The following is a 17839-nucleotide window of genomic DNA, read 5'->3' on the forward strand; positions in this document are numbered from 1 at the left end:
TGTCAGCGCTAGCCGATCAGCAAAGCATCGTCGTCGAGCGTCTGGCCGCGCATCTTGCGGAACATCGCGATCAGATCCTCGACCTGCAGGTTCTTTCTGTTGTCGCCCGCGACATCGAGAACGATCTCGCCGCCATGCAGCATGATCGTGCGATGGCCATAGTCCAGCGCCTGGCGCATCGAATGCGTCACCATCATCGTCGTCAGCTTGCGCTCGGCCACGATCTTCTGCGTCAGGTTCATCACGAATTCCGCCATCCCAGGGTCGAGTGCGGCCGTATGTTCGTCGAGCAGCAGCACTTCCGAGCCGGCAAGTGTGGCCATGACGAGCGAAACCGCCTGACGCTGCCCGCCGGATAGCAGATCCATGCGGTCCTTCAGCCGGTTTTCCAGCCCGAGATTGAGTTCGGCGATCCGCTCGCGGAAATAGTCGCGCCTGCTGCCCCCGAGCGCCGGCGCAAGTCCGCGCTTCTCGCCGCGGCGGGCGGCCAGAGCAAGATTTTCCTCGATCGACAGCGAACCGCAGCTTCCCGTCAGCGGATCTTGGAAGACCCGCGCGACGAGACCGGCGCGTGATGCCGTCGACTTGCGCGTCACCTCGTTCTTGCCGATCAGCACCTGCCCCTCGCTCGGCAGGACATCGCCGGCGAGCACGCCGAGCAGCGTCGATTTGCCGGCGCCGTTGGAGCCGATGACGGTAACGAAGGAGCCCTGCTCGATGGTCAGGCTGACACCGTTCAGCGCCTGCTTCTGCAGCGGCGTACCGCGCCCGAAAACGACCTTGATGTCCTTGACGCTGATCATGATGCAGCACCTCCGCGAAGACGGGGAAGGATGAGCGCCACGGTGACCAGCACTGCCGTCACGAAATTGAGGTCGGAGGCCTGCAGGCCGATGACGTCGCTGGACAGCGCCAGCTGGATCGCAATGCGATAGAGGATCGAGCCGAGCACGCAGCCGATCAACGCGATCAACAGGCCGCGGCGACCAAGCAGCGTCTCGCCGATGATGACGGCGGCCAGACCGACGACGATCGTGCCGACACCCGAGGTGACGTCGGCAAAGCCGTTGGTCTGGGCAAACAGCGCACCGCCGAACGCCACCAGCGCATTCGAGATCGCCATGCCGAGATAGATCTGCCGGCTGGTATCGACACCCTGCGCCCGGGCCATCCGCGCATTGGCGCCGGTCGCCCGCATGGCAAGCCCGGCATCGCTTTCCAGGAAGCGCCAGACCAGGACGAGGGCGACGATCACGAGAACGCCGACGAAGAGCGGCCGCACGTAGAAATCGCGCAGGCCATGGCCGAAGAACGGGCTGATCATCGTATCGGCATTGATGAGGGCGACGTTGGGTTTGCCCATCACGCGCAGATTGACGGAAAACAGCGCGATCATCGTCAGGATCGAGGCGAGCAGATTGAGGATCTTGAAGCGCACGTTGAGCAGCGCCGTCACCATGCCCGCGGCCGCACCCGCCGCCATCGCGACCACAGCCGCAAGCCAGGCATTGACGCCGGCAATGATCAGCACCGCGGTCACCGCTGCACCAAGCGGAAACGAGCCGTCGACAGTCAGATCGGGAAAGTCGAGAATGCGGAAGGCGAGATAGACGCCGAGAGCGACGAAGGAATAGACCAGACCGAGCTCGACGGCCCCCCAAAATGCGATTTGGCTCAAGGCTTTCAGCCCCTTTTGTTACCGTTCCGCCCGTCGCGAAACCGCAGCTTTTTAATACTTCAGCCGCCCCCGCGCAAACGGGAGCGGCTGAATGTGAATGGTCGATCGAACGACGGCCGATTATTCGATGACCTTGTTGGCGCGGGAAAGCACGCTCTCGGGCAGAGTGACGCCCATCTTGGCCGCCGCCGCCTTGTTGACGACGAGGTCGCTGCCGGCAGCGGTCTTGACCGCGATATCGCCCGGGTTTTCGCCCTTCAGCACCCGCACGACGATCTCGCCAGTCTGCTTCCCGACATCGTAATAGTTGAAGCCGAGGGCGGCGACCGAACCGCGCGAAACCGAATCCGTATCGGCGGTGAAGAGCGGCAGCTTGCTTTCTTCGGCAACCGCGACGGCGCCTTCGAGTGCGGAGATGATCGTGTTGTCGGTCGGGATGTAGATCGCATCGGCGCGGCCGACGAGGGCGCGGGCCGCGCCCTGGACCTCGGCCGACTTGGTGGCGGCTGATTCCACAACCTTCAGGCCCGCCTTTTCGGCTTCGGCCTTCAGCACGGCAAGCAGCGAAACGGAATTGGCCTCACCGGAATTGTAGAGATAGCCGATGGTTTTCACATCGGGCAGGATTTCCTTGATCAGCGCCAGATGCTCGGCGACCGGCGACATGTCGGAAAGGCCGGTGACGTTGCCGCCTGGTTTGTCCATGTTCTTGACGAGCTGAGCGCCGAGCGGGTCGGAGACCGCTGTGAAGACGACCGGAATGTCGCGCGTCGAGGAGACGACCGCCTGAGCAGAGGGCGTGGAGATCGGCACGATGACATTCGGCTCGTCGCCGGCAAACTGGCGGGCGATCTGAGCTGCCGTCGCCGGATTGCCCTGCGCCGACTCGAACACGAATTTCAGGTTCTCGCCCTCCTTATAGCCGGCGGCCGTCAGCGCATCGAGAACGCCCTTGCGGGCCGCATCCAGCGCCGGATGCTCGACGATTGCCGTCACGGCGACCGTGACGTTGTCAGCCTTTGCGGGCAGGGAAAGGGCCAAACTGGCGGCAAGAGCGAGCAGAATCGGGCGCATTTGTATCCTCCTGATTGATTTTGGCGGCACTATTAGGAAAAGCGCATGCTTAAATCAATGCAGGAGAATTGTAGCGAGGATCAAACTTGCTGATCAGTCGTCGGCGCCGTGATTGGCGATCATCATCGCCTCGAAGGCCAGGCGCTCGGTCTTGCGCATGCGTTCGGACTCCGATTTCAGCTGGCCGCAGGCGGCAAGAATGTCGCGCCCGCGCGGCGTGCGGATCGGCGAGGCGTAACCGGCCGAATTGATGAAATCGGCGAACTTCTCGATCTGCTCCCAGTCGGAACACTGATAATTGGTGCCGGGCCAGGGATTGAACGGAATGAGATTGATCTTCGCCGGCACGCCTTTCAGCAGCTTGATCAGCCCCTTGGCGTCTTCGAGGCTGTCGTTGACATCCTTCAGCATCACATATTCGAAGGTGATGCGCCGCGCATTGGAAAGGCCGGGATAGGCTTTGCACGCCTCGATCAGCTCCTTCAGCGGATACTTCTTGTTGATCGGCACGAGAATGTCGCGCAGGTCGTCGCGCACCGCATGCAGCGAGATCGCCAGCATGACGCCGATCTCCTCGCCGGTGCGGAAGATTTCCGGCACGACGCCGGAGGTTGAAAGCGTCACGCGACGCCTGGAGAGCGACAGGCCGTCGCCATCCGTGGCGATCAGCAATGCCTGCTTGACGGCGTCAAAATTATAGAGCGGCTCGCCCATGCCCATCATCACGATATTGCTGACCTTGCGGCCCTCGGCAGGCATGATCGTGCCTTGCGGCGCTTCGCGATCGGGGAAGTCGCCAAGCCGGTCGCGGGCAAGCAGCAGCTGCGACAGAATTTCCTCCGCCGTCAGGTTGCGCACCAGGCGTTGCGTCCCGGTGTGACAGAAGGAGCAGGTGAGCGTGCAGCCGACCTGGCTGGAGATGCAGAGCGTGCCGCGGCCCTCTTCCGGAATATAGACGGCTTCGATTTCAACCGGGCGGCCGGCGCCGCGCGGGGGAAAACGCAGCAGCCATTTGCGCGTGCCGTCGTTCGAGACTTGCTCTTCGACGATTTCGGGACGCGCGATGGTGAAATGCTGCTTCAGCATTTCGCGCATGTCCTTGGCGACATTCGTCATATGGTCGAAATCGGAAACCCCGCGCACATAGATCCAGTTCCACAGCTGCGCGACGCGCATCTTGATCTGCTTCTCGGCCACGCCCTTTTCCCGAAGCGCCGCCCCCATCTCCTCACGTGAAAGCCCGATCAGGGACGGCTTTTCGACGCTGGCAGACGTGTGCGCCTGCGGCTTGGTGACAACGATCGCATCCGTGACGGACATAGTCTTTAGATCCCGAATTCAAACACGTAACCGCCCCGCAAGCCCGCGGACTTCAGGAGCAAACCGGAAGAGGTGAGGCGCATGACGGCACATTGGCAGAAAATGAATGGCGGAACGGCGACTGATATCGCGATCTGTCCGCTGTTGGCGCGCCCTTTAGCATCATTTTGTCCGCGCGTCACTATAGATGGAAAACAGCAAAGGCCGGCGCAAGGCCGGCCTCTTGAAACTCTGCGGCTGGAGACCGCTTACTTGCAGCTTTCAATCTGCTTCAGCGCAGCCGAGATGCCAGAAAGCGAATAGCTGTAGGAGGTGCCGGTGCCTTTGCGCGAGACGGCATTCACCGTCATCGAATGACCGGTCTTCATCGCGGCGACCAGGGCGGGCTCCTGCGCCGCATTCTCGACCCAGCCGGCCTTGTCCTTGGTGAACATCACGAAGGTCTTATTGTCGATGACGACATTGATCTTCGAATTTTCCTTCACCGTGTAACCCATCATCGCCTGCGGTTCGTAGGAGATGTTCTGGCCCGGACGCTGCGAGACGATGAAGAAGTTGTCGCCGTGGTCGACGCTTGCCGGCTGCTTTGCCGTCGGAACCGACAACACGTAGCAGACGGTGCTGGCGCCCGACTTGTAGGAGTAGGCGCCCCATGCCTGGAACTGCTGGATGCGGTTCGGCGCGGCCTGCTGCGCTGCCGCAACTCCGGCCATGGCAAGGGTGAGTGCGAGAGCGGATACGATACTTTTTACAAACATGGATTCCTGCCGGTTCTTGCGATTCAAGGCCCGAAGCGATCATAGCGGGCGCCGCATAATCACGATCTGCTTTATTTTGACTTAATTCAGGTTACCAAATGGTCAACAATAGCTGCGATTTGTATCTGCCTGTGTCATTTCAGCTCGGGTACCAATTTTCGCCCCTTTGACGGTATCGGCCGCGACACGGTGCCCCGATGGCACTGGCCGTCCGTTCGGCTGAATTTAAGACACAAAGATTCAGGCAAGAGTTTGACCTTTCCCAAATCCGTTGTACCTCAGTAAGACTTGGAAATCCGATACGAAATTATTGCCGCAGGGGGCTCGTGAGGGGACATGGATGCCGAGCAAAGACAGCGTTTCGCTGCCCTCGCGAAGGCCGTCGCCAGGGATCGCGACCAGCAGGCCTTTTCCATCCTGTTCGACTATTTCGCACCGCGGCTGAAAGCCTGGCTGATGCGCCAGAAGATGACATCAGCCGAGGCCGAGGAACTGGTCCAGGAGATCATGATCGTGCTTTGGCATAAGGCGGATCTCTACGATGCCACGCGATCTTCCCTTTCAACCTGGCTTTTCCGCATTGCTCGGAACCGCCGCATCGACGTACAGCGCCGCACCAATACCCGCATCTTCGACGAGACCGATCCGGCCCTGCAGCCGTCGGCCGAGATCGGCGCAGATGAAATCATCGACAATGATGATCGCGACGCCAGGATCCGCGCCGCCGTCGGCCAATTGCCGGAGGAGCAGCGCGACATGCTGCGTGCCGCCTTCTTCCTTGGTCAATCGCATTCGGAGATCGCCGAAGCGACCGGGCTGCCGCTCGGCACGGTGAAATCGCGTATCCGGCTCGCCTTCGGCAAGCTCCGCAAGGTGCTGGAGCGCGAAAACGCTTAAATAGTTTTCATCGTTTCCTCAGTCCGGTCGGCCAGAACGCGGTCGGCTGCCTCGTAGTGACCTGGGCGGATATGGCCGCGCACCATGGCGAAGGCGGCCGAGAGCACGGCGATGTCGTCGGAGAAGCCGATGACGGCGAAAACATCCGGGATCATGTCGACGGGCATGACGAAATAGGCGAGTGCTGCGAGCAGCACGCCGCGCACTTTCGTCGGCGTCTGCGGATCGAGCGCACAGTAAAACCCGGCAATGACATCGCGTGAGAACGGAATCTGCCGCACGGCGCGGCGGAAGGTCGGCCAGAATTTCTGCCTGACCGTCTTCTCCCGCCGGCTCTGGGTGTCCTCGTCGCCTGGCAACAGAATTTCCCCGAACTTGACCTCGTCCATCCCTTCCATCCTTTCGTCCCTGCGAACATATGGTGATGGCGCGAACTCTTTCAATCGGCCCCGCTTTTAGACGCCGCGTCGGGTCGCGGCCTTGTCCATCGCCTTGGCGAGCTTGAAATCCAGCTCCGTCAGTCCGCCGGCATCATGCGTATTCAGCGTGACATCCACCCTGGAATAGACGTTGAACCATTCGGGATGGTGGTTGAGTTTTTCGGCGGTGATCGCCGCCTCGGTCATAAAGCCGAATGCCTCGATGAAATTCGAAAACTTGAAGGTCTTCGATATTGATGAAGCCGCCTCATTGAGTACCCAGCCCGCAAGCCCGGCCAGTTGCGCCTCGACCGCGGTCCGTTCCAGTCTTTCCATTTTCATGCCATGGTCCTCTCATCTGCCGATAGGTTTACCGATGAAACGCATCAGCATCCTCTTCGTTTGCATGGGCAATATATGCCGTTCTCCGCTCGCGGAAGGAATTTTCAGCCATCTGGTCGCCGAGGCGGGCTTGACCGGCCGTTTCACGGTCGATTCCGCCGGCACCGGCGGCTGGCATGAAGGCGCACCGCCCGACCAGCGGTCGATTGCCACCGCCAAAAGCCACGGCATCGATATCTTGAGGCAACGCGCCCGCCGAATCCGCTCCAGCGATTTCAGGGATTTCGATCTGATCCTGGCGATGGACCGCGACAATGTGGCGGCGCTCGAAACGATCGCGCCGCCTGAGGCGACCATCGGCCTCTTCGGCGATATCGCGCTTGGAACGGGAGAGGATATTCCCGATCCCTATTATGGCGGCCCGGCAGGTTTCGAGCTGGTCTATACCAGACTCTTGACCGGCTGCAGCAGCCTGCTCGAAGCGCTGGGCACCGAGCGCGCCTCGTGCAGCGGGAACACTTCCTCGGTGAGGTAGGGCCCGCCGCCGACCGATTCGCGCGACGACAGCAGCACGAAACGCGGCGCCGTGAAGGTTGACGTGTGGAAATTGCCGCGTCCGGCCAGATATTGCACGACATCGTCGAGCCGCGAGGATTTGAGCCGTGCCAGCGTCACATGCGGAGTGAATTTGCGGGGATCTGGCGGCAGCCCGATGCGCTGGCAGATCCGCTCGATCTCGCCCTGCAGGGCATACATCTCCGGCGATTGAGAAACGCCGGCCCAGACCGAATGCGGTTTCTTCGAGCCGAAGGAACCAATGCCTTCGAGCCGGAACTGGAATTCCGGCCGATCGATCCGGTCGAGGCGTTCTACGATTTCATCGGCCGTGCGGCCGTCGACATCACCGATAAAGCGCAGGGTGATGTGGTAATTTTCCACATCGATCCATCGTGCTCCGGGGAGGCCACCGCGCAGCAATGAAAGGCTCATCGCCGCATTGCGCGGAATTTCGAGGGCGGTAAACAGTCTCGGCATAACGAGCACTCCCCGAATCTTTTGCAGTGCTTACACGGAATCATGCAATCAATGACCGCGCAAGCCCCTATTTCTTCACAGAAGAAATCGTCCCGACGAAATTTGTGACATCGGCTTCCATCTTCTGAACCATGACATCGACGCCCTTCGCATTCGGATGCATGCCGTCGTCGAGTTTAAGCCCCGCATCGAGCGCCACGCCGTCGAGAAAGAAGGCATAGAGCTTAACTCCGTGTTTCTCCGAAAGTTTCCGATAAATCGGATTGAAGCGTGCAGCATAATCCGCCCCCATATTGGGCGGCGCCATCATGCCGACCAGCAGCACGGCAATGCCGCGCTCCTTCAGCCGCGTTATCATCTGGTCGAGATTTTTCTCGCTTTCTTCTGGCGGGATGCCGCGCAGCGCATCGTTGGCGCCGAGTTCGAGGATGACGCCGTCGGTACCGTCGGGTATCGACCAGTCGATCCGCGCAAGCCCCCCTGTCGTCGTGTCGCCGGAGACCCCGGCATTGGCAATAGTGACGTCTAGCCCCTTCGCCTTCAGGGCCGCCTGCAGCTTTTCCGGAAAGCCGTCGCCGGGCGGCAATTGGTAGCCCGCCATCAAACTGTCCCCAAAACCGACGAGGTTGATCGTCCGGGCATTGGCTGCGGCGGCAAAGATCAGTGAGACGGCAATGACGGTGAATTGAAGCGCGGCAACTTTAAATCTCATTCTGGCTTCCCTAGATTGGCGAAGTGCCGTTATGCGGCTGTTTCGTTATAGATTTATATAGGGCGATTTCTGTTGGCAAAAACCATCATCGAGTTGAAGGGCGCCGATCTGACGCTTGGCAGTGCGGCCGCTTCGGTGCATGTGCTGAAGGGCATCGACCTCGATATCACATCAGGCGAATCCGTCGGCATCGTCGGCCCGTCCGGATCCGGCAAGTCGACCCTGCTGATGGTGCTTGCCGGGCTGGAGAAGCTCGACAGCGGCGAAATCAATATCAACAACACGCCGATCCACGCGCTGAGCGAGGATCAGGTCGCCGATTTCCGCGGCCGCAACATCGGCATCGTCTTCCAGTCCTTCCACTTGATCGCCAACATGACGGCGCTGGAAAACGTCGCCGTGCCGCTCGAACTTGCCAATGTCGGCAACGCCTTCGAGATCGCCCATCGCGAGCTGAAGTCGGTCGGCCTCGGTGAACGGCTGAACCACTATCCCGGCCAGCTTTCCGGCGGCGAACAGCAGCGCGTGGCGATCGCCAGGGCGCTCGCCCCCTCGCCCGCCCTGCTGATCGCCGATGAGCCCACAGGCAATCTCGACACCGAGACCGGCCGTCAGATCGCCGACTTGCTGTTTTCCAAACAGGCCGAACGCGGCATGACTTTGCTTCTCGTCACCCACGACGTCTCGCTTGCGAACCGCTGCTCGCGCCAGATCCGCGTCCGATCCGGCCGGATCGAAGGCGACAGCGCCACCCGCCGTAGCGAGGCGGCAATCGCATGAGCATCATCACGCCGCGCGTTTCGCTCGCTTTTCGCCTGGCGCTCCGCGAGCTGCGCGGCGGCATTCGCGGCTTTTACATCTTCCTCGCCTGCATCGCGCTCGGCACCGGGGCGATTGCCGCCGTCAATTCGGTCTCACAGTCGATCATCGATACGATCGCCTCGCAGGGACAGGAGCTCTTGGCCGGCGACGTCCGTTTCGAACTCAACAACCGCGAAGCCACGCCTGAGGAAATGGCTTTCCTCGACGGCCTCGGTACCGTTTCGGTGTCGACCGGCCTGCGCTCGATGGCCCGCAAGCCTGACGGTTCCGATCAGGCGCTGGTGGAGGTCAAGGCGGTCGACGACGCCTACCCGCTCTACGGCAGCTTCAAAGCCGAGCCGGACTATCCGCTCGCAGCTCTGCTTTCGGGCCAGGGCGGCACCTATGGCGCCGTGGCAGCGCCCCTCCTTCTCGATCGGCTGGGGCTTGCGGTCGGGGATGAATTGCTGCTTGGCAACGTCAAGCTCAGCATCACCGGCACCGTCAAAACCGAGCCGGATGCGCTGTCGGAAGGTTTCGGTTTTGCGCCGCGTCTGCTGGTCAGCCGCCGGGCGCTCGAAGCCTCCGGGCTGATCCAGACGGGAAGCCTGGTCGAACATGCCTATAAGATCCGGCTGGAAGACAAGGGCGCAATGTCGGGCATCCAGGCGCGCGCCGCCAAGGAATTCCCTTCTGCCGGCTGGGCCGTTCGGACCAGCGACCGCGCCGCGCCCTCGCTCACCGAAAACATCAACCGCTTCTCGCAGTTCCTGACGCTGGTCGGCCTCACCGCGCTGATCGTCGGGGGCGTCGGCGTCGCCAATGCCGTCCGCGCCTTCCTCGATTCCAAGCGCACCACCATCGCAACCTTCAAATGCCTCGGTGCGCCGGCGCAGGTCGTCGTTCTGATCTATCTTTTCCAGATCGCCATCATCGCCCTTGGCGGCATCACGATCGGCCTTCTCATCGGCGCCCTGTCGCCGATCTTCGCCGCCCAGTTTCTGGCGCAGTTCCTGCCGGTCTCGACGGCGCCGACGCTTTATCCCGGCGCCTTGCTGCTGGCGACGCTCTTCGGCATCCTGACGACGCTCGCCTTCGCCATCCTGCCGCTCGGCCATGCCCGCGAAGTGCCGGCGACCGCGCTCTTCCGCGAGCAGGGCTTCGAGGCCCGCCGCCTTCCCTCCTGGCCCTACATCCTGCTGGCCGCGCTGTTCATGGTCGCCCTTGCCGGCCTTGCCATCCTCACCGCCTATGACCGCTTCATTGCCGTCGTCTTCGTCGGCGCGATCGTCTTCGCCTTCGTCGTGCTGCGCCTGGTCGCAGCAGCGATCGCCTGGCTTGCGCGTCGCAGCCCGCGGGTCAACTCGCCGGCATTGCGGCTTGCGATCGGCAACATCCACCGCCCCGGCGCATTGACGCCCTCGGTCGTGCTCTCGCTCGGCCTCGGCCTGGCATTGCTGGTGACGCTGACCCTTATCGACGGAAACCTGCGCCAGCAGCTGACCGGCCGCATGAATGAGGGCGCGCCGAACTTCTTCTTCGTCGATATCCAGAGCGCCGAGGTCGATGCTTTCCGTGCTCTCGTCCAGGCACAGGCGCCGAAGGGCAAGCTGATGGAAGTGCCGATGCTGCGCGGCCGGATCATCGCCTTCAACGGCGAGGACGTCAGCAAGATGAACGTCCCGGCCGCCGGCCGCTGGGTGCTGAACGGCGATCGCGGCATCACCTACGCCGACACCCTGCCGGAAAATGCCGCGCTGACCGAAGGCAGCTGGTGGGACAAGGATTACAGCGGCGAGCCGCTCGTCTCCTTCTCCTCGGAAGAAGCCCATGAACTCGGCCTGAAGATCGGCGACAAGGTCACTGTCAACGTGCTCGGCCGCAACATCACCGCGAAGATCGCCAATCTGCGCCGCGTCCAATGGGAATCGCTATCGATCAATTTCGTCATGGTCTTCTCGCCGAATACCTTTCGCGGCGCCCCGCATGCGTGGCTGGCGACGCTGACCGATCCCGCCTCGACGCCGGCAGAAGATGCGGCGATCCTGAAATCCGTCACCAACACCTATCCGACGATCACCAGTGTGCGCGTCAAGGACGCGATCGATATCGTCAACCAGCTGGTGGCGCAGCTTGCAACCGCAATCCGCGCCGCAGCCTCGGTCGCCCTCATCGCCTCGATCCTCGTCCTTGCCGGGGCCCTTGCCGCCGGAAACCGGGCGCGCACGCACGACGCGGTGGTGCTGAAGACGCTCGGCGCCACCCGCGCCATGCTCATTCGCGCCTTCAGCTACGAATATCTGATCCTGGGGCTGGCAACCGCGATCTTCGCGCTGATGGCCGGCAGCGTTGCCGCCTGGTTCATCGTCGCCCGCATCATGCACCTGCCCTCGACCTTCCTGCCCGATGTGGCGGGGCTGACACTCGTCACCGCCCTCGTCCTGACGGTCGGCATCGGCCTGATCGGCACCTGGCGCATCCTCGGCCAGAAGGCCGCACCCGTCCTGCGCGAGCTTTGACCGGGCAGCGGCAGCCAAACCCTTCACCTTACGGCGATTTAACCGGCCGGGCTGTTGCAACCCTCTTGTTTGCGATGAACGAAAGCCTCATATTGTCGGCAGGCATGCTGGAGCTCCGCAGCGGCGCCCGGGTCGAAAACCCGACACCGTATCTCCATCGGAGCTTTTAAGAGGAAACTATGGCTGACCTTCGTAACTATCAAAGCCGCGCTCAGACCGGCGAGATGATTGATCAAGGCCTGCGCGCTTATATGCTCAAGGTTTACAACCTGATGGCGCTGGGTCTGGCGATCACCGGCGTGGCGGCATATCTCGGATTCAACTTCGCTGTTCAGGACGGACAACTCACCCAGTTCGGCGTGCTGCTGTTCCAGTCGCCCTTGCGCTGGGTCGTGATCCTCGCGCCTCTCGCGGCTGTCTTCTTCCTGAGCTTCCGCATCAATAGCATGAGCGTGGCCGCCGCACAGACGACCTTCTGGGTCTATGCCGGCCTGGTCGGCCTGTCGCTCTCGTCGATCTTCCTGGTCTACACGGGCCAGAGCGTCGTTCAGACCTTCTTCGTCACCGCCGCCTCCTTCGGCGCGCTGTCGCTTTACGGCTACACGACGAAGCGTGATCTGTCAGCGATGGGTTCGTTCCTGGTCATGGGTCTTTTCGGCCTGATCATCGCTTCGATCGTCAACGTCTTCTTGGCCTCGTCGGCCATGCAGTTTGCGATCTCGGTGATCGGCGTTCTGATCTTCGCCGGCCTCACCGCCTACGACACGCAGCGGATCAAGGAACTGTACCTAGAAGCCGATGACGTCGCCGTGGCCGGCCGCAAGGCGATCATGGGCGCGCTGACGCTCTATCTCGACTTCATCAACCTCTTCATGTTCCTGCTGCAGTTCATGGGCAACCGCAAATAAGCAAGCGGACAGAGATCGAAAAGGCGGCTTCGGCCGCCTTTTTTGTTGCGCTCATTTTGCCGGGATGGTTTTAGAGGAGCCCTGCCTTCCTGATGGACCAGCCGCCAATGTCATTCCTCCTGCGCGACGCGTCGCAAGCCGATATTCCCGCCATCACCGGTATCTACCGGGAATCCGTTCTGAACGGCACGTCGAGCTACGAGATCACCCCGCCATCCGAGGCGGAGATGGCGCAGCGTTTTGCGGCGATCGTCGGCCAGCAATATCCCTATATCGCCGCAGCCGGTGCGGATGGCGGCATGCTCGGTTATGCCTATGCCTCGGCCTTTCGCGTCCGCCCGGCCTATCGCTGGATGGTCGAGGATTCGATCTATCTGGCGCCCGAAGCCCGCGGCCTCGGCATCGGCAAAGCATTGATGGCCGAACTGATCGACCGCTGCACCAATCTCGGTTTTCGTCAGATGATCGCCGTCATCGGCGGCGCCAGCCCCGCCTCGATCGCGCTTCATCTCAAGACGGGCTTCGTGGAGGTCGGCCTGATGCGGGGCGCCGGCTACAAACACGGCCGCTGGCTGGATACGATGCTCATGCAGCGCGTCCTCGGCGAGGGCATGACGACCGATCCGGATCCCTCCGCCTATCCCGGCACGCTGTTTGCCGGCTGATGCATGTGCCCGGAAGCGTGAAGCGGTTCCGGGATAACGACATGCAGAAAAAAGCGTCCTACTTGTCGACGAGCTTCAGCGCCTTGTCGAACACCTTCAGCACCTGGTTCAACTCGTGACCGCGCTTCAGGATGGTGCCGTGGACGTTGATCACGGAATAGGCGCCCTGTTTGGCGGCGAGCTTGGGATTTTTCTCGATGCGGAAGAGCGGCATTTCGCCGGAGCGCTTGAAGACGGAGAACACCGCTTTGTCCTTCAGGTGATCGATGGCGTAATCGCGCCATTCGCCGTCACCGACCATACGACCGTAGATCCAGAGGATCGCGTCCAGTTCGCGCCGATGAAAGGTCACCGGAAGCGGGTCCTTGCTCTGCTTGTATTCCCTGAGATCGACGACGACTGAGGAACTATTGTCGACGGAACGGCTTTCGCCGTGTCGCAAATCCGGCTGATCTGTCATTCAGTCTCCAAGGCCTCTGCATGTGACAGGAGGGTGACAGTGTGCCCGAGCCGCCGCAAATTGCAAGAGCGCCGGCCGTCACATTCGGCCGCACTACAGCGCCGCGCGCAGCCCGCATGAACGCTGTAGCACTTTGAATCGGCGCATCGTCCGATGCGCGTGACAGCGCTGTCGCTTTCTCGGCAGCGCCGCATTTCAGTCAAAACAGCGCCTCATTTGCAGGAGATTTATGAATCCCGGTTTGGCGCCAGCGCGCCAAAGGGCCCGGCGGAGCGTATCGACCTTAACCCCAGCCCCGAATACGCTCAGCCGGGCCGCCCGGTACTTCACCCGCAAGCGGATGAAATCTCAGATATTTTTGCCAGCCATTACCACGGTCGCGCCAAGGATCGCCGCCGGATCGCCGTTGTCGTCCGCCGATTGCAGCAGGATCGCGCAGCCCTCGAGCTGCGGCCGCTGCAGGACGCTGGCCGGCAGCGTCAGACTGGTCGCGTTGCCGTCCCACATGCCGACCGTTTCGACATTGGTGACGCTGTGCAGATAGGACAGCTTCTTTCCGCTGTTCTCGCCTTTTTCGACCTCGATCGTCTTTTCCTTGTCGAAATAGACCATCACCACATTGGCTTTGCCCTGCCCCGCGCCGATCTTGATTTCCAGCTCGTCGCCGCGCATTGCCGCGCTGATGGGAACGGTCAGCCCGTTGCCTTCGCCGCTATAGGTGTCGATCTTGCTGTTGATGCCGTTGAGATCGGCGCCGGCCAGGTGGCCGCGCCCGTTGACGATCGCCTGCGGCGTATAGACGTTGCTGCGGCCCATTGTTCTCGCATAGCCGTATTGCCGCTCGGTGTTTTCCTTGGAGCTCAGCGTATCGGCCCAGCCGAGATAATTCCAGTAATCGACATGATAGGCGAGCGCGATGACATCGCCCTGGCTCACCAGCTTGCGGAAAGCGGCGTCAGCAGGAGGACAGGAAGAGCAGCCCTGCGCCGTGAAAAGTTCGACGACACCTTTCGGCGTGCCGTCTTCGGCCTGTAGCGGGCCTGAGAGAACAACGCCGGCGATCAGCGGAATCAAAAAACGGGGGGACATTCACCTGCACCTCTTTTTCAGCGCCGACGGCGTGATTGAACCGAAGGCACTGACATATGAACGTACGAATAATCCTTCCGGGTCCAAACGAAAAGTCACGAACGGGTGAGACGCAGCGCGACCGGAACCCGCATAAAACAAATCATCGTGAGCCCCCGCAAATCCCGTCGCCACAAAGAAAGGCCGCCGGAAACTGCTCTCCGGCGGCCATTATCATGCGAGGCTATTAACAATCAGGCAGCGAGGTCGCGCAGAACCGTCTGCAGGATGCCGCCATTGTTGAGGTAGACCACCTCATCGAGCGTATCGACGCGCGACAGCAGCGGAACTTCCTTCACGGTGCCGTCGCCATAGGTGATCTTGGCGATCTTCTTCTCACGCGGCTTGATCTTGTCGAGGCCTTCGATGGTGACGAGCTCGTCGCCCTTCAGGCCGAGGCTCTGCCAGGTCGTGCCCTCTTCGAAGACGAAGGGGATGACGCCCATGCCGACCAGGTTCGAGCGATGGATACGCTCGAAGGATTGAGCGACGACAGCCTTGACGCCGAGGAGGTTGGTGCCCTTGGCAGCCCAGTCGCGCGAAGAGCCGTTGCCGTATTCGACACCGGCGAAGATGACGAGCGGCACGCCTTCGGCCTTGTACTGCATGGCGGCGTCGTAGATCGATGTCTCCTCCTTCGACGGATAGTGTATGGTGTAACCACCTTCCTTGCCGTTCGGGCCGAGCATGTGGTTGCGGATGCGGATATTGGCAAACGTGCCGCGCATCATCACTTCATGGTTGCCGCGGCGCGTGCCGTACTGGTTGAAGTCGGCAACGGCGACCTCGTGGTCGATGAGGTAAGCGCCGGCCGGCGACGCCGCCTTGATCGAACCGGCCGGCGAAATGTGGTCGGTGGTGATCTTGTCGCCGAACAGGCCGAGGACGCGTGCGCCCTTGATGTCGGAGACGCCGGTGCCCTTCTTGCCCATGCCGACGAAGTAAGGCGGGTTCTGGACATAGGTCGAATTGTCATCCCAGGCATAGGTCTGGCCCGGCGGAACCTGAACGGCCTGCCAGTTGACGTCGCCCTTGAAGACGTCGGCATACTTGCTTTCGTAAAGCTCGCGGGTCACGTATTTCAGGATGAATTCCTGGACTTCCTTCGAGGTCGGCCAGATGTCCTTGAGATAGACCGGGTTGCCGTTCTGGTCTTCGCCGATCGGCTCCTTGGTCAGGTCCTTCTGCACCGTGCCGGCGAGCGCATAGGCGACGACGAGCGGCGGCGAAGCCAGATAATTCGCCTGCACATCGGGCGAAATGCGTCCTTCGAAGTTACGGTTGCCGGAGAGAACGCCCGATACGATCAGGCCCTTGTCGTTGATCGTCTTCGAGATCGGCGCCGGCAGCGGGCCGGAATTGCCGATGCAGGTGGTGCAGCCGAAGCCGACGAGGTTGAAGCCGAGCTTATCGAGATCGGCCTGCAGGCCCGACTTGGCGAGATATTCACCGACGACCTGCGATCCCGGCGCCAGCGAGGTCTTGACCCACGGCTTGGTCTTCAATCCCTTGGCAACGGCGTTGCGGGCGAGAAGGCCGGCGGCGATCAGCACCGACGGGTTGGAGGTGTTGGTGCAGGACGTGATGGCGGCAATCGCCACGTCGCCATGACCGAGATCGAAATCCGTGCCTTCGACCGCGTAGCGGTTGTCGAGCTGGCCGGGCTTCTTGTAGTCGGCTTCCATTGAGCCGGCAAAACCGGAGGCAATGTTTTCGAGCGCGATGCGGCCTTCCGGACGCTTCGGGCCGGCCATCGACGGCACGACGTCGCCGAGGTCGAGTTCCAGCGTGTCGGTGAAGACGAGATCCGAACCGTCGCCGTCACGCCACATGCCCTGGGCCTTCGAATAGGCTTCGACGAGCGCGATCCGGTCATGCGTGCGGCCGGACATGGTGAGGTAGTTGATGGTTTCCCCATCGACCGGGAAGAAGCCGCAGGTAGCGCCGTATTCCGGCCCCATGTTGCCGATCGTTGCGCGGTCGGCGAGCGGCATATTGTCCATGCCGGGACCGAAAAATTCGACGAACTTCGAAACGACGCCCTTCTTGCGCAGCATCTGCACGACGGTCAGAACGAGGTCGGTCGCGGTCACGCCTTCCTTGAGCTTGCCGGTCAGCTTGAAGCCGATGACTTCAGGAAGCAGCATCGAGACCGGCTGGCCGAGCATCGCCGCTTCAGCTTCGATACCGCCGACGCCCCAGCCGAGCACGCCGAGACCATTGATCATCGTCGTATGGCTGTCGGTGCCGACGCAGGTATCGGGATAGGCGATCGTCTCGCCGTCTTCTTCCTTGGTCCAGACGGTCTGGCCGAGATATTCGAGATTGACCTGGTGACAGATGCCGGTGCCGGGGGGAACAACGCGGAAATTCTTGAAGGCCTGCTGCCCCCACTTCAGGAAGCGGTAGCGCTCGCCGTTGCGCTGGTATTCCAGCTCGACGTTACGGGCGAAGGCCTGCGGCGTACCGAACTCGTCGACGATGACCGAGTGGTCAATGACGAGATCGACGGGAACCAGCGGGTTGATCTTCTCGGGATCGCCGCCGAGGGACACCATCGCGTCGCGCATCGCGGCAAGATCGACAACGGCCGGAACGCCGGTAAAGTCCTGCATCAGCACGCGCGCCGGGCGATAGGCGATCTCGTTTTCGACTGCACCCTTATTGTTCAGCCATTCGGCAACGGCCAGGATGTGCTCCTTGGTGACCGACTGGCCGTCTTCGAAACGCAGCAGGTTTTCCAGCAACACCTTCATCGAATAGGGAAGCTTCGAGACGCCGGGCAGACCGTTTGCCTCAGCCTTGGGCAGGCTGTAATAGACATAGTCCTTTCCACCAACGGAAAGCGTGGAACGACAATTGAAACTGTCAAGAGATTTAGACACGAGAGACCCCGTTTCTGATAGCCAACACAGTCGTGCGAACGCCTATGCACTTAATGCACATCAGGATGCGGGTACGGCCATTTCCGCTGTCCGCACGTGGAACGGATGCTCCAAGTTCGGCGCAAGGATGAAATTCACGCCGACCGCTGGCGTGGTTGCCGGTCTTATAGATAATTTCCTAAAAACTTGCCATACCCGAGCAAGGTCAAAATCGGAGATTTTTTGACCACTCCGGAAG

At 61.4% G+C, this 17839-nt stretch carries 18 protein-coding genes; 6 read left to right on the forward strand and 12 right to left on the reverse strand.

Going from position 1 to position 17839, the window contains the following annotated elements:
• Positions 1–8: 8 nt before the first annotated feature.
• From K6N12_RS09330 to K6N12_RS09350, 5 genes are all read right to left on the reverse strand, one after another.
• Positions 9–803 carry an ABC transporter ATP-binding protein gene (locus K6N12_RS09330; protein ID WP_097624939.1) on the reverse strand — a complete coding sequence of 265 codons (795 nt, stop codon included), beginning with the start codon at positions 801–803 and terminating at the stop codon, positions 9–11.
• Positions 800–1678 (reverse strand): ABC transporter permease, encoded by an 879-nt coding sequence (locus K6N12_RS09335; RefSeq protein ID WP_012559241.1) that lies wholly within the window; start codon positions 1676–1678, stop codon positions 800–802. Before K6N12_RS09335 ends, K6N12_RS09330 begins: the two co-directional genes overlap by 4 nt.
• A 120-nt stretch (positions 1679–1798) precedes the next feature.
• Positions 1799–2752, reverse strand: a complete 954-nt coding sequence (locus K6N12_RS09340) for an ABC transporter substrate-binding protein (protein WP_097624940.1) — start codon at positions 2750–2752, stop codon at positions 1799–1801.
• 93 nt (positions 2753–2845) lie between these two features.
• Positions 2846–4072 carry a dual-specificity RNA methyltransferase RlmN gene (gene rlmN / locus K6N12_RS09345; RefSeq protein ID WP_097624941.1) on the reverse strand — a complete coding sequence of 409 codons (1227 nt, stop codon included), beginning with the start codon at positions 4070–4072 and terminating at the stop codon, positions 2846–2848.
• Between the two features lie 248 nt (positions 4073–4320).
• Positions 4321–4830, reverse strand: a complete 510-nt coding sequence (locus K6N12_RS09350; RefSeq protein WP_003589764.1) for an invasion associated locus B family protein — start codon at positions 4828–4830, stop codon at positions 4321–4323.
• Between the two features lie 336 nt (positions 4831–5166).
• Between K6N12_RS09350 and K6N12_RS09355 the strand changes: the two genes are divergently transcribed.
• Positions 5167–5727 (forward strand): sigma-70 family RNA polymerase sigma factor, encoded by a 561-nt coding sequence (locus K6N12_RS09355; protein WP_097624942.1) that lies wholly within the window; start codon positions 5167–5169, stop codon positions 5725–5727.
• Here the strand turns inward: K6N12_RS09355 and K6N12_RS09360 are convergent.
• Complete coding sequence (locus K6N12_RS09360; protein ID WP_097624943.1) at positions 5724–6116, reverse strand: YkvA family protein; 393 nt, start codon at positions 6114–6116, stop codon at positions 5724–5726. The genes K6N12_RS09355 and K6N12_RS09360 overlap by 4 nt on opposite strands.
• A 66-nt stretch (positions 6117–6182) precedes the next feature.
• Positions 6183–6488, reverse strand: coding sequence for a 4a-hydroxytetrahydrobiopterin dehydratase (locus K6N12_RS09365; protein WP_097624944.1), 306 nt, complete (start codon positions 6486–6488; stop codon positions 6183–6185).
• A gap of 34 nt (positions 6489–6522) precedes the next feature.
• Between K6N12_RS09365 and K6N12_RS09370 the strand changes: the two genes are divergently transcribed.
• Positions 6523–7023 (forward strand): low molecular weight protein-tyrosine-phosphatase, encoded by a 501-nt coding sequence (locus tag K6N12_RS09370; RefSeq protein ID WP_097624945.1) that lies wholly within the window; start codon positions 6523–6525, stop codon positions 7021–7023.
• On the opposite strand, the gene thpR is transcribed toward K6N12_RS09370, so the two are convergent.
• Together thpR and K6N12_RS09380 are read right to left on the reverse strand one after the other, a co-directional pair.
• Positions 6930–7523 carry an RNA 2',3'-cyclic phosphodiesterase gene (thpR, locus tag K6N12_RS09375; RefSeq protein ID WP_064841016.1) on the reverse strand — a complete coding sequence of 198 codons (594 nt, stop codon included), beginning with the start codon at positions 7521–7523 and terminating at the stop codon, positions 6930–6932. The two genes, K6N12_RS09370 and thpR, sit on opposite strands and share 94 nt — an antisense overlap.
• Positions 7524–7590: 67 nt before the next feature.
• A complete protein-coding gene (locus K6N12_RS09380) occupies positions 7591–8235 on the reverse strand; it encodes an arylesterase (protein WP_097624946.1) in 645 nt (214 codons plus the stop codon).
• A gap of 72 nt (positions 8236–8307) precedes the next feature.
• Here K6N12_RS09380 and K6N12_RS09385 point away from each other — a divergent pair, with 72 nt between their 5' ends.
• The 4 genes from K6N12_RS09385 to K6N12_RS09400 all read left to right on the forward strand — a co-directional run bounded on the left by K6N12_RS09385 (position 8308) and on the right by K6N12_RS09400 (position 13128).
• Positions 8308–9015: an ABC transporter ATP-binding protein gene (locus tag K6N12_RS09385; RefSeq protein ID WP_097624947.1), complete on the forward strand. Its 708-nt coding sequence runs from the start codon at positions 8308–8310 to the stop codon at positions 9013–9015.
• Positions 9012–11555: an ABC transporter permease gene (locus K6N12_RS09390; RefSeq protein WP_131710922.1), complete on the forward strand. Its 2544-nt coding sequence runs from the start codon at positions 9012–9014 to the stop codon at positions 11553–11555. The genes K6N12_RS09385 and K6N12_RS09390 overlap by 4 nt, the downstream gene beginning before the upstream one ends.
• Positions 11556–11734: 179 nt before the next feature.
• Positions 11735–12463 carry a Bax inhibitor-1/YccA family protein gene (locus K6N12_RS09395; protein ID WP_097624949.1) on the forward strand — a complete coding sequence of 243 codons (729 nt, stop codon included), beginning with the start codon at positions 11735–11737 and terminating at the stop codon, positions 12461–12463.
• A gap of 107 nt (positions 12464–12570) precedes the next feature.
• Positions 12571–13128: a GNAT family N-acetyltransferase gene (locus tag K6N12_RS09400; RefSeq protein WP_097625142.1), complete on the forward strand. Its 558-nt coding sequence runs from the start codon at positions 12571–12573 to the stop codon at positions 13126–13128.
• Positions 13129–13186: 58 nt separating this feature from the next.
• Here the strand turns inward: K6N12_RS09400 and K6N12_RS09405 are convergent, their stop codons facing one another.
• The 3 genes from K6N12_RS09405 to acnA all read right to left on the reverse strand — a co-directional run bounded on the left by K6N12_RS09405 (position 13187) and on the right by acnA (position 17601).
• Positions 13187–13588 carry a DUF2794 domain-containing protein gene (locus tag K6N12_RS09405; RefSeq protein ID WP_097624950.1) on the reverse strand — a complete coding sequence of 134 codons (402 nt, stop codon included), beginning with the start codon at positions 13586–13588 and terminating at the stop codon, positions 13187–13189.
• 348 nt (positions 13589–13936) lie between these two features.
• Positions 13937–14677: a DUF1223 domain-containing protein gene (locus tag K6N12_RS09410; protein WP_097624951.1), complete on the reverse strand. Its 741-nt coding sequence runs from the start codon at positions 14675–14677 to the stop codon at positions 13937–13939.
• A gap of 233 nt (positions 14678–14910) precedes the next feature.
• Positions 14911–17601, reverse strand: coding sequence for an aconitate hydratase AcnA (acnA, locus tag K6N12_RS09415; RefSeq protein WP_097624952.1), 2691 nt, complete (start codon positions 17599–17601; stop codon positions 14911–14913).
• Positions 17602–17839: the final 238 nt, after the last annotated feature.

This window comes from Rhizobium redzepovicii (genome assembly GCF_019793435.1).
GTDB lineage: Bacteria > Pseudomonadota > Alphaproteobacteria > Rhizobiales > Rhizobiaceae > Rhizobium > Rhizobium redzepovicii.